At 72.3% G+C, this 23375-nt stretch carries 20 protein-coding genes; 13 read left to right on the top strand and 7 right to left on the bottom strand.

Features of this window, described 5'->3' with window-relative positions; genetic code table 11:
• Positions 1-3 precede the first annotated feature (3 nt).
• A complete protein-coding gene (locus ACIP6U_RS33580; protein ID WP_401725814.1) occupies positions 4-861 on the bottom strand; it encodes an EamA family transporter in 858 nt (285 codons plus the stop codon).
• Positions 862-953: 92 nt separating this feature from the next.
• On the opposite strand from ACIP6U_RS33580, the gene ACIP6U_RS33585 reads away from it, so the two are divergent.
• Together ACIP6U_RS33585 and ACIP6U_RS33590 are read left to right on the top strand one after the other, a co-directional pair.
• Entirely contained in the window at positions 954-1529 is a 576-nt protein-coding gene (locus ACIP6U_RS33585; RefSeq protein ID WP_401725815.1) for a helix-turn-helix domain-containing protein, read from the top strand.
• Positions 1530-1558: 29 nt separating this feature from the next.
• The gene (locus ACIP6U_RS33590; protein WP_401725816.1) at positions 1559-2119 is read left to right on the top strand and encodes a YbaK/EbsC family protein; all 561 of its coding nucleotides are present in this window, start codon (positions 1559-1561) and stop codon (positions 2117-2119) included.
• A 75-nt stretch (positions 2120-2194) separates the two neighbouring features.
• Here ACIP6U_RS33590 and ACIP6U_RS33595 read toward each other — a convergent pair whose 3' ends face one another.
• From ACIP6U_RS33595 to ACIP6U_RS33605, 3 genes are all read right to left on the bottom strand, one after another.
• Positions 2195-3364 carry a 4-hydroxybenzoate 3-monooxygenase gene (locus ACIP6U_RS33595; protein WP_401726180.1) on the bottom strand — a complete coding sequence of 390 codons (1170 nt, stop codon included), beginning with the start codon at positions 3362-3364 and terminating at the stop codon, positions 2195-2197.
• Positions 3365-3519: 155 nt separating this feature from the next.
• Entirely contained in the window at positions 3520-5157 is a 1638-nt protein-coding gene (locus ACIP6U_RS33600; RefSeq protein WP_401725818.1) for an APC family permease, read from the bottom strand.
• A gap of 134 nt (positions 5158-5291) precedes the next feature.
• Positions 5292-5699 carry a CoA-binding protein gene (locus ACIP6U_RS33605; RefSeq protein WP_401725820.1) on the bottom strand — a complete coding sequence of 136 codons (408 nt, stop codon included), beginning with the start codon at positions 5697-5699 and terminating at the stop codon, positions 5292-5294.
• 159 nt (positions 5700-5858) lie between these two features.
• Here ACIP6U_RS33605 and ACIP6U_RS33610 point away from each other — a divergent pair, with 159 nt between their 5' ends.
• From ACIP6U_RS33610 to ACIP6U_RS33650, 9 genes are all read left to right on the top strand, one after another.
• Positions 5859-6587, top strand: a complete 729-nt coding sequence (locus ACIP6U_RS33610; RefSeq protein WP_401725821.1) for a cupin domain-containing protein — start codon at positions 5859-5861, stop codon at positions 6585-6587.
• On the top strand, positions 6584-7618 hold the full coding sequence (locus ACIP6U_RS33615; RefSeq protein ID WP_401725823.1) for a hypothetical protein: 1035 nt from the start codon (positions 6584-6586) through the stop codon (positions 7616-7618). The genes ACIP6U_RS33610 and ACIP6U_RS33615 overlap by 4 nt, the downstream gene beginning before the upstream one ends.
• A 107-nt stretch (positions 7619-7725) precedes the next feature.
• Complete coding sequence (locus ACIP6U_RS33620; RefSeq protein ID WP_401725825.1) at positions 7726-8745, top strand: hypothetical protein; 1020 nt, start codon at positions 7726-7728, stop codon at positions 8743-8745.
• 1 nt (position 8746) lies between these two features.
• Positions 8747-9778 (top strand): hypothetical protein, encoded by a 1032-nt coding sequence (locus ACIP6U_RS33625; RefSeq protein WP_401725827.1) that lies wholly within the window; start codon positions 8747-8749, stop codon positions 9776-9778.
• Positions 9779-9836: 58 nt separating this feature from the next.
• The gene (locus ACIP6U_RS33630; protein WP_401725829.1) at positions 9837-10364 is read left to right on the top strand and encodes a hypothetical protein; all 528 of its coding nucleotides are present in this window, start codon (positions 9837-9839) and stop codon (positions 10362-10364) included.
• A gap of 78 nt (positions 10365-10442) precedes the next feature.
• Positions 10443-12254 (top strand): asparagine synthetase B family protein, encoded by a 1812-nt coding sequence (locus ACIP6U_RS33635; RefSeq protein WP_401725831.1) that lies wholly within the window; start codon positions 10443-10445, stop codon positions 12252-12254.
• Positions 12255-12432: 178 nt separating this feature from the next.
• Complete coding sequence (locus ACIP6U_RS33640) at positions 12433-13785, top strand: aldehyde dehydrogenase family protein (RefSeq protein ID WP_401725833.1); 1353 nt, start codon at positions 12433-12435, stop codon at positions 13783-13785.
• A gap of 118 nt (positions 13786-13903) precedes the next feature.
• Positions 13904-14707: a hypothetical protein gene (locus ACIP6U_RS33645; protein ID WP_401725835.1), complete on the top strand. Its 804-nt coding sequence runs from the start codon at positions 13904-13906 to the stop codon at positions 14705-14707.
• The gene (locus tag ACIP6U_RS33650) at positions 14704-15246 is read left to right on the top strand and encodes a SixA phosphatase family protein (protein WP_401725837.1); all 543 of its coding nucleotides are present in this window, start codon (positions 14704-14706) and stop codon (positions 15244-15246) included. The genes ACIP6U_RS33645 and ACIP6U_RS33650 overlap by 4 nt, the downstream gene beginning before the upstream one ends.
• Positions 15247-15268: 22 nt before the next feature.
• Here ACIP6U_RS33650 and ACIP6U_RS33655 read toward each other — a convergent pair whose 3' ends face one another.
• Positions 15269-17185 carry an amino acid transporter gene (locus ACIP6U_RS33655; protein ID WP_401726182.1) on the bottom strand — a complete coding sequence of 639 codons (1917 nt, stop codon included), beginning with the start codon at positions 17183-17185 and terminating at the stop codon, positions 15269-15271.
• 129 nt (positions 17186-17314) lie between these two features.
• Here ACIP6U_RS33655 and ACIP6U_RS33660 point away from each other — a divergent pair, with 129 nt between their 5' ends.
• Positions 17315-17941, top strand: a complete 627-nt coding sequence (locus ACIP6U_RS33660; protein ID WP_401725839.1) for a YigZ family protein — start codon at positions 17315-17317, stop codon at positions 17939-17941.
• 22 nt (positions 17942-17963) lie between these two features.
• Here ACIP6U_RS33660 and ACIP6U_RS33665 read toward each other — a convergent pair whose 3' ends face one another.
• A complete protein-coding gene (locus ACIP6U_RS33665) occupies positions 17964-20705 on the bottom strand; it encodes a molybdopterin-dependent oxidoreductase (protein WP_401725840.1) in 2742 nt (913 codons plus the stop codon).
• Complete coding sequence (locus tag ACIP6U_RS33670; RefSeq protein WP_401725842.1) at positions 20702-21544, bottom strand: FAD binding domain-containing protein; 843 nt, start codon at positions 21542-21544, stop codon at positions 20702-20704. The genes ACIP6U_RS33665 and ACIP6U_RS33670 overlap by 4 nt, the downstream gene beginning before the upstream one ends.
• A gap of 185 nt (positions 21545-21729) precedes the next feature.
• On the opposite strand from ACIP6U_RS33670, the gene ACIP6U_RS33675 reads away from it, so the two are divergent.
• The gene (locus ACIP6U_RS33675) at positions 21730-23247 is read left to right on the top strand and encodes a PucR family transcriptional regulator (protein ID WP_401725844.1); all 1518 of its coding nucleotides are present in this window, start codon (positions 21730-21732) and stop codon (positions 23245-23247) included.
• Positions 23248-23375 lie beyond the last annotated feature (128 nt).

Below are 23375 nucleotides of genomic sequence, written 5' to 3' on the forward strand. Positions count from 1 at the left end.
CGTTCACCCTGCGGCCAGCAGCAACGTGCCGAGGAGGGCCAGGCCCGCGCCCGCCGCCTGGACCGTGCGGAGGCGTTCGTGGAGGAAGCCGCGGGCGGCCAGGGACGTCACCACCGGGTAGAGCGAGGCCAGGACCGCGGCCACGGTGATCGGGCCGTGCTGGGCGGCGATCGAGTACGTGCCGTTCGCCGCCACGTCCGCGAGGCCGACGAAGGCGAGCATCGGCAGGGAGGCCCAGGGGAATCCGGTCGGCGGGAGGGCCTCGGCGCCGCGTCGGACGGAGACGTACAGGGCGATGCCGCCCGCGGCCACGTTCGTCAGGCGCTGCACGAAGAGGGCGAGGAAGAGACCGGTGACGGTCGTCGAGGCCTCCGCGATCAGGGCGAAGACCGCGCCGAAGCCGAGGGCCGCGACGAGGGTGAGCACGATCGCCTGGCGCTGGACCGGTGCGCCGCGCAGTTGGGGGCCGCCGGCGAGGACGACTCCGGTAACGGCCACCGCGATCCCCGCGAACTGCGTCAGGCCGGGACGTTCGCCGAGGATCAGGCCGACGCCGACCGGGACGGCCACGCTCAGGGTCGCGAGCGGCGAGACGACGCCCATCGGGCCCAGTGCGAGCGCCTTGTAGAAGGAGATCATCGCGACCGGCCCCGCCAGCCCGGCCGCGACCGCGAACCAGAGGCGCGGTCCCGCCTCGCTCCAGCCGCCCGTCGCCACCACGACCGCGCCGAGCACGGCCGCCGCGATCACCTGTGAGACCACGACCACCGTCAGCGCCGAGAGACGCCGGGTGAGCAGGCCGCCGCCGAAGTCGGCCATGCCCCACAGGAGGCTGGTGGCCAGGGCGAAGAATGCTGTCACGGTCGCCTCGCAGTACAGTTCGGTGAACGATCCGGTGCACCACACCGTAGTTCACTGCATTGAACTCTGTCATTCAGAATATTGGACGTATAGTGGCGGACCTCGACCTGCTGAACCAGTCCCTGGCGCGCAACGTCAAGCGCTGGCGCAACGAACGCGGCTTCACCCTCGACGCGCTCGCCGCCCGGGCCGGAGTCAGCCGCGGCATGCTCATCCAGATCGAGCAGGCCCGCACCAACCCCAGCATCGGCACGGTCGTGAAGATCGGGGACGCGTTGGGCATCAGCATCACCACGCTGCTCGACTACGAGCAGGGCCCTCGGGTCCGGATCGTCCCCGCCGACCAGGCGGTGCGGCTCTGGCACACCGACGCCGGCAGCTTCAACCGCCTCCTCGCCGGCACGGAGGCCCCCGGCCCGCTGGAGATGTGGGACTGGCGCCTCATGCCCGGCGACCACAGCCCCTCCGACCCGCACCCCGCCGGCACGGTCGAGCTGGTGCACGTCACGGCGGGCGAGCTGACCCTCACCGTCGACGGCGAGAAGTACCCCGTCCCGGCCGGTTCGAGCGTCTCCTTCGAGGCCAACAGCCCGCACACGTACGGCAACGAGGGGCAGGCGCCGGTCGAGATGATCATGTGCGTCTCGGTTCCCGGCGTGCGTCCCTGAGGCCCCGAGGGGTTTGTTAGCGTGCCGCCATGGACGCACCCATCGGACGCTTCGACCACGCCACCCCCGCCCCCGACGCCCTCGACGACCTGATCGGCCCGGTCGCCGACGCCGTACGCCGGTGGCGCGGCAGCGTCCCCGCCGAGCAGATCCTGTACGTCGAGACGGACCCCCAATGGGCCGACACCGCGGTCTTCGTGGAGCACTACGGCCGGGAACTGCTCGAGCAGTCGGCCAACTGCGTGGTCGTCGCCGGCAAGAGGGGCGGCGAGACCACCCTCGCGGCCTGTGTCGCCCTGTCCACCACCCGGGTCGACGTGAACGGCACGGTCCGCCGCCAACTCGGCGCCCGCAAGGCCTCGTTCGCGTCGATGGACACGGCGACGGGAGAGACCGGCATGGAGTACGGCGGCATCACCCCGATCGGACTGCCGGAGAGCTGGCCCCTGTTGGTGGACTCGGCCGTCGTCGACCTGCCCTACGTCCTCGTCGGCAGCGGCCGGCGGCGCGGCAAACTCCTCGTGCCGGGCAAGGCGTTCGCCGAACTGCCCGGCGCCGTGGTCCTGGAGGGGCTGGGAGTGGCGGTCTGACCAGGGTGTCCTGGCAGTGCGTGTGACCGAGGTGTCCCGGCAGCACGTCCGACCGGGGTGTCCCTCAGTGCCCTGTCAGGTCGCCGAGTCCGCGCCGAGGTACTGCTCCGCGAACGCGCCGGCCGCCGCGGGCGAGGTGAACAGGCGGCGCAGCCGGGCGAGTGTGGTGCCGGCGCGGAACGGGTCGCCGGAGGACGTGCCGTGGTAGATGTCCGACAGCCACAGCGAGAACTCCTGGTAGTCCCATACCCGTTGCAGACACGTGTCCGAGTAGCCGTGCAGTCCGGCCGCCTCGCCCTTGGTGAGGTAGGCGACCAGTCCGTCGCCGAGCAGGAAGGCGTCGTGCAGGGCGAGGTTCATGCCCTTGGCCGCGATAGGGGCCGTGAGGTGGGCCGCGTCCCCGGCGAGGAAGAGCCGGCCGAACACCATCGGTTCGACCACGTAGTTGTGCATGTCGAGGACACGCTTCTCGATCAGCCGCCCCTCCGTCAGGGGCGGCCGGTCGCCGGCACCGAGTCGCTCCTGCAACTCGCTCCAGACCCTGTCGTGCGACCAGTTCTCCGGGTCGTCGCCGGGCGGACACTCCAGGTAGTAGCGGGTGATCTCGGGGCTGCGTGCCATGTGCCCGGCGAACCCGCGCGGATGGATGCCGAACACCACGCAGTCCGAGGAGGGCGGCGCCTCGGCGAGCAGCGCCAGCCAGCCGATGCCGTAGTCGTGCCGCGCGATGCGGGCCCGCTCCGGCAGGACGGTCCGCGTCACCCCGCGTGCCCCGTCGCAGCCGGCGACGAAGTCGCAGTGCACGACGTGCCGTTGACCGGTCTCCGGGTCGGTGTACGACACCGAGGGGCGGTCCGAGTCCATGTCGTGCAGCTGTACGTCCCGCACGTCGAACCGGATCGCCCCGCCGCGCACGTCCGCGTACTCGCGCACGAGGTCCGTCACGAGCAACGGCTGCGGGTAGACGAAATGGTGATGCCCCGTCAGCTCTTGGTACGAGAACCGGTGGCGCCGGGACTCGAACCGGAACTCGCACTCGGTGTGCAGCTGCGCCCGCGCCAACAGGTTGTCCGCGAGGCCCCGTTGCTCCAGGCCCCGCACCGCCCACTCCTCGATCACACCGGCCCGGGGCCGGCGTTCTATGAACTCGCGGGTCTCCACCTCCAGGACCAGGCAGTCGACGGAGGCGGCGCGCAGGATGTTGCCGATGGTGAGGCCGGCGGGTCCGGCGCCCACGATCACCACCGGGAAGCGCTGCGCGGACGGAGGCTCGGTGTGGGCGGAGTCGGAGCCGGTGTGGGGGAACTCGGCGTGGGGGGAGGCGAAAGTCACCCGAGCATTATGACGGTGGCCCGTCAGACGCGGCAGGGTTCACCGCGGCCGACGGGCATCGCCGTCCGTCAGTGCGCGGGCGCGTCCGTCACGACGACCTCCTCGATGCTCCGCTCGATCTCCGCGGCCGGGGACGCGGTCGCCCGTGCCCAGTAGTAGATGCCGACCGAGAAGGCGGCGATGAGCAGCATGTCCCACCACAGGGCGATGCGGCCGGCGCCGCCGAAGCCGCCCTGCCAGGAGATCACGCCCATGCCCAGCAGATAGACCGGCAGCCACTGGGCGGCCTTGAAGTCCAGCCGGGGCGCGTCCGGTTGGCCGGTCGAGGTCGCGTACCAGGCGTAGCCGCCGAGCAGGACGTAACCGAGGACGATCGCGATGCCCAGCCGCCACAGGGTGTCCCAACCGGCCCAGTAGATGATGAGGTTGGCCACCACGAACGACAGCGGCGAGAGCACCTTGCCGGCCGGCAGCCGGTAGGGACGGTCGTGCTGCGGCAGCCGGTCGGCGAAGACGCCGTACGCCAGGGGCGCGCCCGCGTACATCAGCACGCTCGCCGAGGTGATGAAGCCGACCAGCTCCTGCCAGCTCGGGAACGGCAGGAAGCAGACCACGCCGGTCACGAACGAGACGATCAGGCCGAACCACGGCACGCCCCGGGCGTCGGTGCGCGCGAAGAGCTTGGGCGCGTAGCCGTTCTTGGCCAGGCCGAAGGAGACCCGGGAGGTGGCGGTGGTGTAGATCAGGCCGGTGCCGCCGGGGGAGATCACCGCGTCGAGGTAGAGCACCACGCTCAGCCAGCCGAGGCCCACCAGGGTCGCGAGACCGGCCCAAGGGCCGCTGATCCCTTCGTACTTGAGGTGCGCCCAACCGTGCGCGAACGTGCTGTGCGGCAGCGCGGCGATGAACACGACCTGGAGCAACAGGTAGATGACCGCGCCGATGGCGACCGAGCCGAGCGTCGCCCGCGGCAGATCCCGCTTCGGATTGCGGCTCTCGCCCGCCAGTTGGATCGCCTGCTCGAAGCCGAGCAGCGCGAAGATGATGCCGCTGCCGCTGATGGCGCTGAGCACGCCCTTGGCGCCGAACGGGGCGAAGCTCTCCGAAGTGAAGTTGCCCGGATGGAAGTTGCCGACCGCGATGATGAAGATGGCGCCCAGCGGGACGGCGATCTTCCACCAGGTGGCGGCGCTGTTGGTGTGCGCGAGGGCGCGGACGCCGAAGAAGTTGACGGCGACGAACACGGCCATCAGGACGACGGCCGTGGCCAGGCCGCTCGGGGTCAGCGTGCCGTCGGTGTGCTGGAGACCCTGGGCCCAGTGCCAGTGACCGGCGTAGCCGATCATCGCCTCGACCTCGATCGGGGCGACGGTCGCGGCCTGCAGCCAGGAGAACCAGCCGAAGGACATGCCGGCCAGACCGCCGAAGGCGTAGTGCGGATAGCGTGCAGTGCCGCCCGCGACCGGGAACATGCCGCCGAGTTCGGCGTGCACCAGGGCCAGCAGCACGATCGCGATCGCGCCGATCACCCACGAGATGATCGCCGCGGGTCCGGCTGCCACGACCGCCTTCTCGGCGCCGTACAGCCATCCCGAACCGATGATGGAACCGACGGAGGCCCACATCAGGCCGATGAGTCCGACGTCCCTCCGCAGGCCGCTCGGGCCTCTTGTCTCCGCCGCGGGGGCGTGTTCGACGCTTACCATTTTCTCAGCGCCCTCTCATGAAATGTATATAAACTTTCAGTGCCTGAGAGGTTGCATGTTAGGAATCAGAAAAGGGCGCGCAGAAGGCCCCTGGCGCAAACTTGACCAGGGTGAGGGGGGATCGTGGACCGCGCCTAACGCAGGCGCGGGATTTCGATCGCGGGGCACCGGTCCATGACCATCTCCAGGCCGGCCGCGCGGGTGCGGTCGAAGGCGCCCTCGTCGATCACGCCGAGCTGGAACCAGACGCCCTTCGCGCCGATGGCGACGGCCTCCTCGGCGACGGCCCCGGCGAGATCGCTGTTGACGAACACGTCCACGACGTCGACCTCGAAGGGGATCTCCGCCAGCGAGGCGTACCCCTTCTCCCCGTGCACCGTCTCCGCCTTCGGGTGCACCGGCACGATCCGCTTCCCGAAGCGCTGCAGGACGGCCGCGACACCGTAGGCCGCACGCTGCTGGTTCGACGACAGGCCCACGACCGCCCAGGTGTCGCCGAGTTCGGTGAGGATCTTGCGGACTGTCGCTGAGTCGCCGTACACGCTCGGTCTCCTCGGATTCGGGGCCTGCACAGGACACAGGACCTGTTACTCAGGCACAACAGGAGCCGGGGCGTGATGATTCCTCGATTACATGTGCTGTTCTTGACCTTCGGCTTACCATGCGAACGCGTATATGAACGGCTCTTGGGGGAGGCGCGTTTGTTCGGCAGTGCAGGTGAAGAGGGGTCCGGGCTGCCGCGGGGGGTCCGGCTGTACCGGCTGAGCGCCGACGGCTCCGTCGTCCTCGCCGATCGGGACGGCGCCCGGGAACTGGGGCCCGAGCGGGACCTGCTGCGGTTCATCGACGACGGACAGTTCGCCCACTATCTGGTCGGGGATGCCGCCACCTCGCCCGAGCGGCCCTCCAACGCCACCGTCAAACTCGGCATCGTCGGCCCGCGCAGCGCCTTCACCCCGCACGCGCACGGCGGCGAACACTTCGTCCTCAGCCTCGGCTACGCGGCCTGCGGGCTGTACGACAACGAGCGCGGTCGCGTCACCGAAGTCCCGCTCGTGCCGGGCGAGTTGATCCGCATCCCGGAGATGATGCCGCACTCCTTCGCCAACCGGGGCCCGGCCCCGCTGACCATCCTGGCCGCGAACACCGGCTACGGCATCGACCACGAGGACTACGCGATCACCGCGCCCGAGGCGGAACGCAGGGCCGGCGGATCGGCGTACGACGACCTCGGTACGGCGTACGAGGATCTCGGCTCGGCGGGCGCGCGCACCAGCACCCTCGCCGCCACCGACTACCTCCGACTCGCCGCCGCCCTGCGGGACATCGAGCGGGCCCAGCACGTGCGCGGGCCGGGTGTCACCACCGCGCGCGAACGGCTGGCGGCCCGGCTGCGCCGGCTCGCGCAGGGACTGGAGGGACGCCGGTGATCTGTCCGCACTGCGAGCAGTCCCTGCTGCGCAAGGAACGTCCCGGCAACGTCTGCGGCAAGTGCGGGCGCAGGTACGCCCTGGACCCCAAGACCAACCCGCTGAAACTCAACGACCTCCGGGTCCGCCGGATCGTCCTCAAGCTCGGCCAGGAAGGCCAAGTGCCCTGCACGCCGGGACAGTTGTGGTACGCCCTGTCCCGCAAGACGCTGCGCAGCACCCGGGTCGAGACGGGCTGCATCGTCGCGTTGGCCGTCGTCGGGTTCTTCCTCGGGATCATCGGGCTCAGCTCGGACACCGGGGGCTTCGCCGTCGTCGGCGGTCTCTCGCTGCTCGCGGCGCTCGGTCTCGTGGTCGCCGCGGTGGCGGGCGTGGGCCGGGGACGACCGCGGCTCGCCCGGGAGGCCTTCCGCACCGGTCCGATGGCGGAGTGGCAGAGCGTCTACGGGGCGCTGCCGGACGGAATGGTCGACGACCGCACCCATCCGGCGACCACACCGCAGGTCGGTGCCGCTGTCGGCCCGTCCGACGGGATCGTCCTGGTCTGCCCCGACCGTTCCGTCGCCGCCTTCCTCGACGCGGCGGGCCTGACCGCGCGGTACGGCGTCACGCTCGTGGCCGAGCCGTACTCGCTGCCCGCCGCACCCGATCGGACGCTGCTGGTACTCCATGACGCCGACGCCCAGGGCCTGTTGCTCACCCACCAGATCCGTTCCGCGCTGCCGGCCGGCCGGGTCGTCGACATCGGTCTGCCCCTGGGAGCCGTCCAAGGGCTCACTCGCGCGGTGCCCGTGCGGGGCGAGGCGCCGGAGGCGTGGGTCATGGAACAGCTCGCCGCGAAGCGGGAGTTCAGCCCCGCGCAGCTGAAGTGGCTGCGCAAGGGGTGGGGTTTCCCGCTCGTCGGGGTGCCGCCGGCCAAGCTGCTGGCCGTCGTCTCGCGGGCCGTGGAGCGGGCGCACGCGACGGACGATCCGGTGCGGCGACGCGCCGCCGCCGTCGGCTTCCTGACCTGGCCGGAGGCGGGGAGATGATCTGCCCCAACTGTCAGGCTTCATTGCTGGCCAAAGAACGTACGGGCAACGTGTGTTCGCGCTGCGGGCGCCGGTACGCCGTCGACCCCAAGGTGTACGGCCAGAGAATGAACGACACGCGCATCCGGCGTATCGCCGACAAGGTCACCGACGGGGGCCGCCGACAGGTCACCGTCACCCAACTCTGGTACTCCGCCAGGACCGTGAACAACTCCTGGACCACGGTCCCGAGGAGCGGACGACCGCGGTGGGTCGGGCGCACGGTGGGCTGGATCCTCGGCGTCGGGCTCGTGGTGCTCGGCATCCTCATACAGGACGTGCCCTACGCCTGGCTCCTGTGGTGGGGGTGCGTGGGTGTGGCCGCCCTCGTACATGCGGTGGCGAAGGGGGAGCCGTACCGGCCTGAACGCCGGGCCGGTTGGTATCTGGCTCCCTCGCTGTCGGACTTCAGGACGATGGTCTGCGCGCGGTGGGTGCACACATACGGAGAGCTGCCGTCAGGGATCGTGGACGACCAGAAGTATCAGGAGGCACGCGATCAGGAGCCACGCGAGCGGGCCGGCCTGCGCAAGGGCGGCGACCGGCAGTCGGAGCCCGTCGAGGTGCTCTGCCCGGACCAGGCCGTCCGCGTCTTCCTGGCGGCCAACGGATTTCCGCGACGCCTGAACCTGACACTCGCCGCCGGACTCTCCCAACTCTCCGGCACCGGGCCCCTGGTGGTGCTCCACGACGCGAGCGCGCGCGGCCTTCAACTGGTCGCCGACGCCCGCGCGAGCGAGGCCTGGCGGGTGGTGGTGGACGCGGGACTGCCGGTCCGGTCGGTTGTCGACAACCGCAAGTCCGTGCGGCTCTACGAGGATCCACCGGCCGGTGTGCTCGGGGAACCGGAGCAACAGCCGGACTGGCTGCGGCAATTGAGGCGGCGCGCTCCCAAGGAGGCCGAGTGGCTGACCCAGGGCTGGCTCAGCCCGGTCGCCGCGGTGCCGCCCGCGCTGCTGGAGTCGGCGGTCGAGCGAGCCGTGAGCGAGGTCCGGAGCACACCGGACACGGAGCGGCGCCGGGCCGCCGAGGTCGGCTTCATGAGCTGGCCGCCGCCTTCGAAACCACCGGTGAGGGACGGGAACTGACATGCCGACGACCATGAACCCGGTCGGCCGGCTGCTGCTGGAGCGGGCGATCACCATCGCCGCGCAGCGCGCCGCCGTCCCCGGGAACCTCCGCTTCACCGAACGCCAGCTGTACTACGAGACCTGCCGCGCCCTGCGCCCGACACCCGCGCCGGTGCGCCGCATCCCGCACAACCCGGCCCCGCCGCTGCGGCTGTCCCGGTTCACCGAGGTGCTGCGCGGCGCGGAGTGGGCCGCGGGGTTGCCGGGCCTGCTGCCGGCTCCCGCCGACGCGCAGGCCACAGCCGTCCCGACGATCGGCGGCCCGGCCCGAGAACTCGACCTCTACGACTACGCGCTGCCCCGGCTGCTCGTCTGCCAGGACCGTGCCATCGCTCACATGCTGCTGGCCAACCACGTGCACCTGGAGGCGGCCTGTCCCGTCCTGAGCGCCGAGGACGATCTGCCGCTCGACCCCCGGCTGGTCACCGCCCTGGAACGGGCCGAGGGCGCGACCGTGCACGTCCTGCACGACGCGAGCCCTGCCGGAATCGCGCTGCCGGGGCGGGTGCGCGAGGGGTTGGGGCCGGTGACCGTCCGGCTGCGCGAGAGGAGCGGGCCGGGACTTGCTCCGGTGGGCGACGGGCCGAGTGCGGAGATCGCCCCGGTGCGGGAGGAACCCGGTGCGGAGCCTACCGGCGTGCCCGAGAGGCTCGATGGGGTACCTGCCCGGGTGTCCGAGGGACTTGCGGGGCTGCCCGTCCGGGTTGTCTCGCTGGGACTCGTCCCCCGGCACGCCCAGACGCTCCGCCTGGTGGCCGGGCGCAGGCCCCGCCCGGTGCCGCCGCTCGGACCGCTGCCGCCCGGGCTGCGGCCCGCGGAGGTCGACTGGCTGGCCGCGGGTCGGTTCGCCGAGGTCGCCGCGGTGCCGCCGGCCAAGCTCCTGCGTGCCGTGCTGCGCCTCACCCGGGGGCCCCGGCCGGCCCGTCACTCCGTCTGGGGCGAGCTGCGCGGTCTGCGCACCGCCGGGTTCATGACCTGGCCCGACGCATGATCCGCCGCCGCCCCGAGGACCGTATGCCCTTCCGCCGCAGACCCGAGGACCTACGACGATGATCCGCCCACGCGAAATCGGCTACACGGACGAACTGCTCGCCGACGGCAGCGTCCACCGCACCTACGAGGACGGCCGGCAGGAATGGCGTCGGCGCGGCCCGGCCGGCCAGGTGCTCTGGCAGGACGACCGCGAGAACACCGGCACGGACGAACTGCTGGGCGACAAGATCGTCAAGCGGACCCTCGCCGACGGCACGGTCACCTATGGGCGCGACATCGGGTACGGCCGCACGCTCTGGGGGCGCGGCGAGACCCTCATGATCAACCGGACGTCGTTCGGCGGCCGGATGGGCGCGATCCTCGTCGGCCTCGGTGTGGCCGGACTCGCCATCACCGCCTCGCAGTTGCCGCCGCTCACCCTCTCGCCGGAGGAGGAAGAGGAACTGCGCCAGCAGGCACAGAGCGCGTCCTCCGGAGGCGACGGCGGCGGGGGAGGGGACGGCGGCAGTGGCGGTGACGGTGACTGGGACGGCGGGGACTGGGGTGACGACGGGGGTGGCTGGAGCGACGACGACTTCGGGTGACCGAACCTTTCGACCGGTGGACAAGAAGGCGTGCGTACGCGGCTGTTCGCGTACGCGGCAACAGGAAAGGACTCTCCGATGACGCGCTTCTGCGTCAGCCTCGCGTCGGACACCGCACCCGTCGACACTCGTCCCGGTCCCGGTCCCGGTGCCGGTGCCGCTGACGGTCGGCCCGGTGCAGCCGACACGCACCTCGCCGCCATGGGCGCCGTCGCGGTCGCGCCCGGTCTCGCCCTCGTACGGGACGAACCCGGCCATGCCCAGGGGCCGTTCGAGGCGTACGGGATGCGGGCCGTCGGAGAGGTCACCCTGCACAACCGCGCCGACCTGCTGGCCGCCCTGGCTGCCGACGGCGCGCCCGTCCCCCAGGACACCGGTGACGGCGAGCTGTTGCTGCGCTGCTGGGCGCGGCTCGGCGCGGAAGGCGTCTCGCTCGCCGAAGGCATGTTCGCCCTGGCCGTCCTCGACGGCCGTGACCTCGTGCTGATCCGAGACCACGTCGGCGCCCGCACCCTCTTCTACGCCCGTGCCGCCGACGCCTGGGTGGCATCGACCTCCCTGCGCGCACTGCGCCGTTGGCCCGCGCTGGGCACCCGTATGAACCTGTCCGCCGTGCGTTCCTTCCTCACCTTCGCCTATCTGCCGGGCGACGAGACGCTGTTGGAGGGCGTGCGCGAGGTGCTGCCCGGCCGGGTTCTGCGGCTGGCGGCCGACGGGACGGTGACGGAGACGGTCCACTGGGAGCCGCAAGAGCGGTTCGGGGAGGGGGAGTTCGACGGAACCGGCGACTATGTCCTCACCCTGCGCGCGCTCCTAGAAGAGGCCACCGCGCGGCGGCTGCCCGAGGCCGAGGCGGTGGGTGTCCTGCTGTCCGGCGGTATCGACAGCTCGCTCGTCACCGCGCTCGCCGCGAAACTGCACGGCCACCCCGTGCACACGTACTCCATCAGCTTCGGCGACGAACTCCCCAACGAACTCGGCTACTCGGGCCTCGTCGCCGCGCACTGCCACACCCGGCACCGGGTGTTGACGGTCTCCGGTACGGAGGTCGCCGCGCGCCTCGCCGACGCGGCCGCCCTGCTCGACAGTCCGGTCGGCGACCCGCTCACCGTGCCGAACCTGCTGCTCGCCGAGGCGGTCGCGGGCGACGGGCTGCGGACCGTGCTCAACGGGGAGGGCGGCGACCCGGTGTTCGGCGGACCGAAGAACCTCCCGATGCTGGTCCAGGAGATGCATGCGGGGGCGCCGGGCGCGCTCGGTTCGCCCTGGTACGAGGACCGGGCCACCGCCTATCTGCGGTCCTACCGCAAGTGCTGGACCGATCTCCCGGACCTGTTGACCGCCGACGCGCTGTCCGCCCTGGAGTCCGCGCCGGCCCCGCAACGCTTCGTCGAGCCCTACCTCACCGGCCCGGACCGGATGAGCCACCTGCTCAACCAACTCCTGCACTGCAACCTGCGGACCAAGGGCGCCCACCACATCCTCACCAAGGTCGAACGGCTCACCGCCTCCCAAGGGCTCCAGGGCCGCGCCCCGCTTTTCGACCGCCGGGTGATCGACCACGCCTTCGCGACCCCGCCCACGCTCAAACTCCGGGGCACGAGCGAGAAATGGGTCCTGAAGGAAGCCGTGCGTGATCTGCTGCCCGCGACTGTCGTGGACCGGCCCAAGAGCGGGATGCGGGTTCCGGTGCAGCAGTGGTTGACCGGGCCGCTGCGGGAGTTGGGCGGTGATCTGCTGCTCGGCCGGGCCGCGCGGCAACGGGGGCTGTTCCGGCCCGAGACCGTACGGACCTGGTTGCGCGGCGAGGGCACGCTGCTGCCCCGACAGGGCGGGAAGCTGTGGCTGGTGCTCACGCTGGAACTGTGGCTGCGGGCGTACGACCTGTGAACCGGGTCAACACGGGCGCGCTGTGACCCGGTCAACACGGGCACTGTGAGCCTGTGAACAGGGTCAATACGGACGCTGTGAACCGAGTCAATACGAACAGGCCTTGTGAAGGCCGATGCGATCCAACCGGTCGAATCCGCCGGTGTCTTGTGAACCGCACGATGGAGGCAACCGCACTGTGAACACCACCCTCATCGACCCCCGCACCGGCCGGGACCGCGGCACCGCCCCCGTCGCCCGCGAGAGCGAGGTGCGTTCCGCCGTCGAGACCGCCCGCGCCGCGCTGCCCGCCTGGCGCGGCCTCACCCCCAGGGAACGGTCCCGCCGACTGGAGCGGCTGGCCGCACTGGTGGAGGAGCACGCCGACCAGTACGTGGCCCGTGAGGCCGCCGGCACCGGCAAGCCCGCGAGCGAGACGACGGGCGAGGTGGCACAGGTCGCCGACCTCTTCCGGTTCTACGCCTCCGCCGTCCGCGCCCAGTCCGTACCGGCCGCCGGACGCCTGGTCGACGGCCACGAGAGCTGGGTGCGCTGGGAACCGCTCGGGGTCGTGGCCGTCGTCGTGCCCTGGAACTACCCGCTGATGATGGCCACTTGGCGGTGCGCGCCGGCCCTGGCCGCCGGCAACACCGTGGTCGCCAAGCCCGCCGAGACGACCCCCGACACCCTCGCCCTGCTCGCCGAGCACGCCGCCGAAGCGCTCGGCCCCGGCGTCCTCACCACCCTTCCCGGCGACCGGCAGACCGGCCGGCTGCTGGTGGAGGCCCACGTCGACATGGTCGCGTTCACCGGCAGCGCGGCGGCCGGCGCCGATGTGGCCGCCCGGGCCGCCGGGCGCCGGGTCAGTCTCGAACTCGGCGGCAACGCCCCCGCGCTCGTCCTGCCCGACGCCCCCGACGACACCTGGGACCAGCTCGCCCGCGCCTGCACCTACAACGCCGGGCAGAGCTGCGCCGCCCCCGCCCGGGTCATCACCCTGCGCGAGAACTACGAGGAGACGGTGGAGCGGCTCGGCGCCGCGGCCCGGAACTGCCTCGCGGGCCGGGACTTCGGTCCGCTCAACAACCCGGACCAGCTGGCCCGTTACGACGGCATCGTCAAGTCCTCCGCCGCCGGGCGGAACCTGGCGGCCGACCTCGCCACCGGGCCCGGCGAGGAGAACGGCTTCTGGCGCCCCACCCGGATCCTGGCCGACCTCCCCGACGACGACCCGGCGGTGGTCGAAGAGGTCTTCGGCCCGCTGCTCACCGTGCAGTCGGCGGAGAACGTGGACGCGGCGATCACCCTCGCCAACGGCGTGCTCCAGGCGCTGGCGGCGAGCGTGTGGACCCGCGACCTCACCACAGGACTCGATCTCGCCGGCCGGCTGAACGCGGGGGAGGCCTGGCTCAACTGCCACCTCGTCCAGACCGCCGAACTCCCGCACGGCGGCCGGGGCGCCTCGGGCCACGGCACGGACCTGAGCACCCTCGCCCTGCCCGAGTACCAGCGCCCGAAGACCATCACCGCCCGGCTGGTACGCGGGAACTGACGGCCTCGGCCCGTGCACCCCGGGGGAATCCGGGACCCCGATCAGGGACCTCACTCCGGGTCCCCGGTCCCCCGGTCCGTGATCCGTGTCCGTGACCCCTGTCCGGAAAACGCGCAGGATGCCTGCGCTCGGCCCGCCGCCCGCCTACGCTCGCTGCGTGCTGCGCATCACCGACGCCCGAACCGGCCATCCCGTCGACGCCGCCCCTGTCCGCCGACGGCTGACCAGGGTCGAGGCCCATGTGCGGGGCCACGACACCGGCGCGCTGCGCGTGCTGCTGGTCGCCGATCTCCTCGTCCGCACCCTCGAACTCGGCGGTACCCCGGTCTGGCCCCTGCTGACCGGCGACCGGGACCAGGCGGAACTGCGCGCCGACGGCGCCGCGCTGGGCATCCGGCCCTTCGAGGACACCCGGGACGTCGGCTCCGGACTGGGGGAGTCGCAGGTCGTGCACGTGCTGGAGGCGGACGGCACGGCCCCCGGGGACGGGGTCCTGGTCGCCGTAGCACCTGTGGACGTGGCGGCGGATGATCTCGGCCATCCGGAGGCGCTGCGGCCCGGGCGCCCGAGTGCGCACCGCACCGACCCCGCCGTCCTGCGCCTCGCCCTCCTCTCCCCGCCCCGCGTTACCCCCGCACTGCTCGACAAGGCCGCCCTGACCGAGGCCGGTGACACGCTCCGGCGGTGGCGTCGGGCGGTCGCGGCGTGGGCGCGGCAGCCCTCGCGGCCGGTGCCCGACCAGGTGCGCGCGCGGTTGCGCGCGGCCTGGGAGGACGACCTCGACGTGCCCGAGGTGCTGCGCGTGCTGGCCGACGTGGAGGCGTCGACCGAACTGCCCGAGGGGGCCCGCTTCGAGACGTACGTCTACGCCGACCGGCTGCTCGCTCTCGAACTCTCCCGTGACCTGGGATCGTCGGCGTGATCGCCCGCGCGGGCGTCGGTCCGCTGCGTCGGCTGGTCGTGCTGCGGCACGCCAAGTCCGCCTGGCCGGCGGGCGTTCCCGACCACGAGCGACCGCTCGCCCCGCGCGGCATCAGGGACGCACCCGCCGCGGGCCGCGCGCTCGCCGAGCACGACCTCCTGCCGGACCTCGCCCTGTGCTCCACCGCCGTACGGGCCCGCCGGACCTGGGAGTCGGCCGCGGCCCAGTGGGGCACCCCGCCGCCGGTCCACCACGACCCGCGCCTGTACGGCACCGACGTCCCCGAACTGCTCGACGTCGTGCACGAGGTGTCCGCCGAGGTGGAGACGCTGCTCCTGGTCGGGCACAACCCCGGCCTGGAGGACCTCGTCCTGGAACTCGCCGAGGACGGTCTCGACGACGCGCTGGACGAGGTGCGGCTGAAGTTCCCGACCTCCGCGATCGCCGTGCTGGTCTGGCACGGCACCACCTGGGCGGCCCTCGCCCCCGGCACGGCCCTGCTGACGGACATGCTCGTGCCGCGCGGCAGGAAGCACTGAGGCGCCGGGCGCTCCCGCCGGCCTACCCCACGTGCACCCACGGCCGCCGCGCCGGATCCGGCTCGGCCCGGCGCAGCACCTCGCGGGTGACCGGCGCGACCTCGCCGTGGCCGAAGACCAGGAACTGGAAGAGGTGGCTGACCGGGTTGCCCTCGGTCCAGCTGAAGTAGGCGTGCGGGACCTGGCCCGTGCGGTCGCGGATCGACAGCAGGACCGCGGCGATGGTGTTGGGCACGGTCGGGCCCGACACCCGCAGCCGCCGCACCCCGTGTTTCTCGTCGCCGTGCACGGTGACGTCCGACAGGAAGTCGGAGGAGTCCCGCACGAACACCTCCAGGAACAGTGGCGGTTCACCCTCGGGGATGTGCGTGTGGGCCCGCTGCTCGTACTCCTTGGCGCGGTACTGCCCGGTGGTGTGCTCCGCCGGCTCGTTGGCGATCACCTGGACCGGTCCGCGGCCCGCCGCCTCGTCCACAAGGCGGGCCGCCGTCTCGTCGAACGTGACCTCCGTGGCCCGCAGTTCGAAGGCCCGGTGCACCCGTGAGACGAACGAGGTCACCAGGATGGCGAGGATGAAGATCAGCGCGATCTTGAGGCCGTCGGGCCGCTCCACGACATTGGTGACGAGGGTGTACGCGAAGACCGCGGTGATCACCCCGAAGCCGAGCGCGGCCCGCCGGTGCCCCCGCTTGTGCACGGCCACCGTCGACGCGAACGCCGCGGACAGCATCAGCACCAGCACACCGGTCGCGTACGCCCCGCTCTGCTTGTCGACGTTCGCGTCGAACCACAGCGTGATGAGGACGGCGGCCAGCATGAACACCAGCACCAACGGCCGCACCGCCCGCGTCCATTCGGGAGCCATGCCGTAGCGCGGCAGATAGCGCGGTACGAGGTTCAGCAGACCGGCCAGCGCCGAGGCGCCCGCGAACCACAGGATGGCGATCGTCGAGACGTCGTACACCGTGCCGAAGACCTGGCCCAGGTGTTCGTGCGCGAGATAGGCGAGCGCGCGTCCGTTGGCCGGGCCGCCGGTCTTGAAGTCGTCCTGCGGGATCAGGATCGTCGTCGCGAGGCTCGACAGGAGCAGGAAGCAGCTCATGATGACGGCGGCCGTGGTGAGCAGCCTGCGGGTCTCCCGGATGCGGCCGGTGGGCTTGGCGTACGTGTCCGCCGGGTCGCCCTTGACCTGGGGCATCACCGCGACTCCGGTCTCGAAGCCGGACATGCCGAGCGCCAGCTTCGGGAACACCAGCAGCGCCACCCCGACCATGGCGAGGGGCGAGGAGTGCTCGGCGGTCATGGCGTCCGTCCAGTCCCCGATCCGCACCGGATGGCTCAGCACCTCCCAGGCGGAGACGGCGAGCACGACCACGTTGAGGGTCAGATACGTCCCGACCAGTACCACCGCGATCCCGATGGCCTCCCGGAAGCCCTTCAGGAACACCCCGCCGAGCAGACCGACGAGCACCAGCGTGATCCAGAGGTTCTCGCCCTCCAGCCAGTGCGGGGCGAAGGGGTTCTCGACGACGTGCGCGGCGGCGTCGGCGGCCGACAGGGTGATCGTGATCATGAAGTCGGTGGCCGCGAACCCCAGCAGCACCAGCACGAAGATCTTCCCCGACCACCACGACAGCAGCCGCTCCAGCATGGCGATCGAGCCCTCGCCGTGCGGGCTCTCGTGCGCCACCCGACGGTAGACGGGCAGCGCGCCGAGCAGGGTCAGCCCGATCAGCACCAGCGTCGCCAGCGGGGAGAGCAGTCCGGCGGCGAGCGCGGCGATGCCCGGCTGGTAGCCGAGGGTGGAGAAGTAGTCGACGCCGGTCAGGCACATCACCCGCCACCAGGTGTGGCCCTTCTCCTCGGGCTGCGGGGCGGCATGCGGTCCCTGGTGCCGGGCCGTCTGCTGACTGAGTCCGTCCAGGAGCCACGAGCGCAGCCGGGCCTTGACGCCGGGGGACGGGGAGGCCGGTGCGGTCGGGGAGGCAGGGGAAGCCGGGGAGTTCACGCTGCCACTCTTGTCCACCTGGCCGAGGAGGGCGACAACACCAGGTCATAGGGTGGACGGATGCAGGACGAGTACCGCACAGTCGCCCGCGCGGGGGTGCACGAGACCGAGGTCAACCGCTCCCGCTTCCTGTGCGCGCTCGCCCCGGCGGCCACCGAGCAGGAGGCCCAGGCCTTCGTCGCCGCGATCCGCAAGGAGCACGCCGACGCCTCCCACAACTGCTGGGCCTACGTCATCGGCGCCGACGCCTCCGTCCAGAAGGCCAGCGACGACGGCGAACCGGGCGGCACCGCCGGCGTCCCCATGCTCCAGATGCTGCTGCGCCGCGAGATGCGGTACGTCGTCGCGGTCGTCACCCGCTACTACGGCGGGGTCAAGCTCGGCGCGGGCGGACTGATCAGGGCGTACGGCGGCGCGGTCGGCGAGGCCCTGGACGAACTCGGCACCCGCACCCGCCGCCGCTACCGCCTCGCCACGGTCACCGTCGACCACCAGCGCGCCGGCAAGGTCCAGAACGACCTGCGCGCGACCGGCCGCGAGGTCCGGGACGTGCGGTACGCGGAAGCCGTCACGATCGACATCGCCCTGCCGGACGCCGACGTGGCCGCCCTCCGCTCCTGGCTCGCCGACGCGACCGCGGGGACGGCGGTGTTGGAGCTGGGCGGGGAGGCGTACGGCGACGCGTGACCGGTCGCTGCCCCCCATTGGGTCAGGGGGCGTCGCCGTGGACGCCGGCGTCCCGCAGCCCCAGCCACACCCGGTCCCGGGTCAGCGGCAGTTCCGTGAACCGGACGCCGGTCGCGTCGCGCAGGGCGTTGGCGAAGGCGGGGGCGACCGGGTTGAAGGGACTCTCGCTCATCGACTTGGCGCCGAGCGGGCCGATCGTGTCGGCCGTCTCCATGAAGTGGACCTCGGTACGCGGCACGTCGGCGTACTGCGGCAGCCGGTAACGGCGGAACGCGGCCGTCTCCACCGCGCCCGTGCCGTCGATCCGGACGTGCTCGAAGAGTGTGGCGCCGAGCGCTTGGGCGACCCCGCCCTCGACCTGGCCCCGGCACTGCATCGGGTTCATCACCTTGCCCGCGTCGGCCGCGTGCACGCTGCGCAGGATGCGGATCTCACCGGTGCCGGGATCGACGGCCACCTTGAACCACTGCGCGTTGAAGGCGACCGAGCGCGGGGTGTCGCCGAAGTGCCCGTCGGCGGTGCACTCGACGCCCACCGCCCGTGCGGTGGCGTGCAGTTCCTTCAGCGCGAGCCGGCCGCCCGGGTGCAGCACGGCCTCCTCACCGAGCCGGCACTCCGCGCGCGGGACCCGTAGATGCGCGGCCGCGAAGTCGAGCAACAGGTCGGCCAGGGCGCGGGAGGCGCGCAGGGTGGCCTTGCCCGCGACGACGGTTCCGGTGGAGGCGAAGGCGCCCGTGTCATGGCGTACGACGTCGGTGTCGGACTGGCGGATCGTGATCCTGTCGACGGTGGTGGCGAGTTCGCCCGCCGCGATCTGGCGGTGCACGGTGGTGGTGCCGTTGCCGAACTCGGCGGTGCCGACGGCGAGATCGAAGGTTCCGTCGGCGAGGAGGGTGGCCTTCGCGTCGGCGAGGTGACCGCCTGGCGGCCCTGTGGCGATCATCGCGAGGGCCGCGCCCTCACCGGTCAGCCAGCCCTCGGGGACGTCCTCCGCCCCGGTCGCGGTCTCCTCGGCCTGGGCACGGCGGACGACGGCGAGACACTGGTCGAGGCCGTAGCTGGCGATGTGCAGGTCCTCCTCCTCGCCGCCCGGGGTCACCATCGCCTCGCCGGGACCGATGATGTTGCGCGCCTTGAACTCCAGCGGATCCAGGCCGAGTTGCCGGGCCAGTTCGTCGAGAGCCGACTCGACGGCGAACATCACCTGGCCGAGCCCGTAGCCCCGGAAGGCGCCCGCCGGGACGGTGTGCGTGTAGACCGAGTAGGCGTCGACCTTCTTGTGCGGGGCGCGATAGACGGCCATGGACTCGCCGACGCTGTGGAACATCACGGCCGGCCCGTGATTGCCGTACGCCCCCGTATTCGACACAACTCGCAGCCGCAGCGCGGTCAGTGTGCCGTCGCGGCGGGCGCCGATCTTCACGGCGATCGTGAACGGGTGCCGGGTGGTGGCCCCGTAGAACTGCTCGGCACGGGTGTACTCCAGCTTCACCGGGCGGCGCAGGCGCAGCACGGCGAGGGCCACGATGTCCTCGACGAGCATCTCCTGCTTGCCGCCGAAGCCGCCGCCGACCCGCCCGGCGACGACCCGCACCTGCTGCTCGGGGAGGTCGTACAGCGCGCACAGGGCACGGCGGGTCAGGAACGGGGTCTGCGAACTGGTGCGCACGGTAAGCCTGTCGTCCTCGTCGAACCATGCCACCGCCCCGTGCGTCTCCAGGCTGGCGTGCTGCACGCGCTGGGTGCGGTACGTCTCCTCGTACACGGTGTCCGCCTCGGCGAACCCGGCCTCGACGTCACCGATCTCGCCGTGCGCCTCGCCGACGACATTGTCCCGGGGACGCGAGATCCGGGCGGTGGTCGCGTCCTTGTCGTGCACGACCGGCGCGCCGGGCCGCATCGCCTCCTCGGGGTCGAGGACGGCAGGCAGTACCTCGTACGTCACCTCGACGCGCCGGCGGCCCTCCTCGGCGGCGGCCTCGCTGTCGGCGACGATGGCTGCCACCCGCTGGCCCACGTACCGCACGGTGTCGTCCAGGACGCGGGTGTCGTCCGGGTCCTCCGTGGGGTGCTCGTGGCGGGCGGTGGAGAAGTGCAGTTCGGGGGCGTCGTGGTGGGTGAACACGGCGTGGACGCCCGGGACGTGGAGCGCCGCCGTGATGTCGATCGAGGTGATGCGGGCGTGCGCGTGCGGGGAGCGCAGCAGCTTCATGTGCAGCAGCCCGGGCACGTCGACGTCGAAGGTGTAGCGGGCGGTGCCGGTGACGACCTGGGGGCCGGCCGGGGCGGGGAGGCTGCGGCCGACGGACTCGCCGGCGTCGGGTGTCTCGACGTGGCACACCCCCCGTACCGCGTCCTCGATCGCGCGATAGCCGGTGCAGCGGCACAGGTTGCCTTTGAACGCCCTTGGTAGGTCGGCGAGTTGGTCCTCGTCCAGGGCGGCCGTGGTCATCAGGAACCCGGCGGTGCAGAAGCCGCACTGGAAGCCCTGCGCGTCGAGGAACTTCCGCTGGACGGGGTGGAGTTCGCCGTCGGGCGCGGCCAACCCCTCGACGGTGGTGACGGATCGGCCGTCGGCGCGGAAGGCGGGGTAGAGGCAGCTGTGCACCGGCTCGCCGTCCACGTGGACCGTGCACGCCCCGCAGTCGCCCGCGTCGCAGCCCTTCTTCACCCCGAACCAGCCGCGCTCGCGCAGATAGGTGCGCAGACACTGCCCGGGGCGCGGTTCGTCGGCGAAGGACCGTCCGTTGACCTCGACGTTCATCGTGTGACCTCTGCCTTCGTCGTGCCCGCGCCTTCGAGCTCCCGGCGGATCTCCTCCGCGAACCGCACGGTCATGTGTCGGCGCCACGCGGGCAGCCCGTGGATGTCGTCGAACCACTCGTCGTCGGCGACCGCCGAGTCGAGCGCGGTACGCAGCTCACGGGCCGTCGGCGGCAGCGGGAACCACAGCCGCACCGGCCGCACGGTGGCGGCGGTCACCGTGACGGAGAGGGAGTGGTCGAGCAGGTCCAGCGCGCCGATGACCAGGGCACCTGAGCGGCCCAGACCGTACAGCGAGGCCTGCCGGAACGCCGTACGGCAGTCCAGCGCCCGGGCGGGCAGCGTGACCGAGCGCAGTAACTCGCCCTCGGCCAGGACCTTGTGGCCCGCGCCGGTCACGAAGTCGGCCACGCGCACCCGGCGTTGCACCCCGTCCTGGGCGAGCAGCAGGCACTCGCCGTCCAGCGCGGCCGTGAGGGAGATCATCGGGCCGGCCGGGAGGGCGTTGCACAGGTTGCCGCCCACGGTGGCCATGTTCCAGATCTTGAACGAGGCGAGGAAGGCCCGGCAGCACCGCTCGATGAGTGGGGCCGCTTCGGTCGTCAACGTCCGCGCGAACCTGGACAGTTGGGCGATCGTGCAGGTGGCGGCGATCTCCACCGAGCCGTCCGGGTGGAGTTGGACGGGCGGCCAGCCGGTGCGGCTCAGGTCGACCAGGCGGCGCAGGTGCGGCTGGGGCTCGGAGAACAGATAGGTGCCGCCGCCCAGCCAGGCGTCGCCCGGCCGCCAGGGCGCCGGATGCCGGGCGTCCCGGATCTCGACCACGGTGTTCAGGTCCATGACCGCCAGTGAAACAACGCGGACCCGCCCCGGACGACTGGTGCGGAGCACGGAATATCCGAGTCCCGCGGGGCCGGTCCTGGAGGATTCACCAAGAGGCGTTCCCTGCCGTAAGGCTTGCATTTACGATGCTGGGACTCGGATTCACCTCGTGAATGCGAGGAGGGAACGAGGAGTCCGAGCACATGCACGTCGAACACCTTCTGGGGGACGAGTCCCTCGGCCTGCGCCTGCTGTGGGCCGAGGACGCGTCGCTGCGACGGGAGATCAGCGGGGTCACCGTCACGGATCTGGAGGACCCGGCGCGCTTCGTGCGGCCCGGCGAGGTCGTGCTGAGCGGATTGGTGTGGTGGAGCCCGGACGGCGGGCGGGCCAAGGCGGAACGGTTCGTCGCCGGACTGAAGGGCGCGGGCGCGGCCGTGCTCCTGGCCGGCGAGGAGACCCACGGCTCGGTCCCCGACGACCTGGTCGAGGCCTGCGTACGACAGGGCGTCCCGGTGGCCGGGGTGCCCGCGCACATCATGTTCCGGGCGATCACCGACACCGTCTATCTGCGCCAGTGGGGCGAGCTGAGCCGGCACCAGGCGCTGCCCGAGAGCGCCCGGGGCCGGCTGAACCGGCTGGTCGCGCAGGAGGCCGGACCCGAGCAGGTGCTCGCCGCCGCCTTCGCGCACCTCGACCGCACCACCGCCTACCTCGTCACCGCCACCGGCCGCACCGTCGCCGCCACCCCCGGCGCCGACCCGCTCCCGCCGCACGAGGCCGCCGCGCTGCCCACCGCCGACGCCGGAGTGCCGGTCGCGGTGGAGGCCGACGCGGCCACCCCGTACGAACGCTGGTGGCTGCACCTGCCCGACGCCGCCGCGGTCCCGCCCCGCCTGCTGCACGAGATCACCGCGGTCCTCGGCCGCTGCCAGGAGTCATGGGCCCGGCGCCGGGCCGCCGAGCATCAGACCGCGGACGAGTTGGGGGCGGTGCTGGCCACCCCCGGCTCCGCGCCGGACAGCGCGCTGGCCGCCTGCGGGCTCCCGTCCGAGGGCCCGTACCGCGTGCTGGTCGCCGACACGGGCGCGGGCACGCGGCACGAGGGGCTCACCGAGGGCGCGCTGACGGAGGCCGTCGCGCACGCGGCCCCGGACCGTGCCGCCGTCGGGCGGCTGCCCGACGGCACCGCCTTCGCGGTCGTGTCCGCGGACGCCGCCGAGGGCCTTGCCGCGTGCTGGCGGCTCGTCGCCGGCTGCCGACCGGACGTGCCCCTGCACGGCGGGATCGCCGCACCGGCCCCCGACGCCTCCACACTGCCCGGCGCCCTGGCGGAGGCCCGCTACGCCCTCAACTCGGCCCGGACGACGGCGCCGGACGCCTCCGCCCTGACCGACGCCACCACGCTGACGGCGCTCGACACCCTGCTCACCGGCATACCGGCCGAGGTCCGCACCGCCTACAGCCGCACCGTCCTGGGCCCGCTGCACAACCCCGAGAGCGCCTCCGCCGTCGCCCTCCTGCACACCTTGGAGACCTTCCTCGCCCACGACGGCTCCTGGGCCCGCGCGGCCGAGGCCCTGCACCTGCACGTCAACACCGTCCACTACCGCGTCCAGCGCATCGAGCACTTCACCGGCCGCGACCTCTCCCGCCTCCAGGACCGCCTCGACCTGTGGGCCGCCCTGCTGTGCCGGGTGGCCGACGGGCGCGGCCGGTAAGCGCCGCTTGCCGCGGAAGTCGGGGTCTGTGGGGGATCAGGTGCCGAAAGGCGTTAGCGTGGTGGCTGCTGACCACGGGTCGGCACAGGTGTCCGGGCATCAGGCAGGGGGAATCGTGCGGGTCGGAG

Origin of the sequence: Streptomyces sp. NPDC088794 (assembly GCF_044750545.1) — a bacterium.
Taxonomy (GTDB): domain Bacteria; phylum Actinomycetota; class Actinomycetes; order Streptomycetales; family Streptomycetaceae; genus Streptomyces.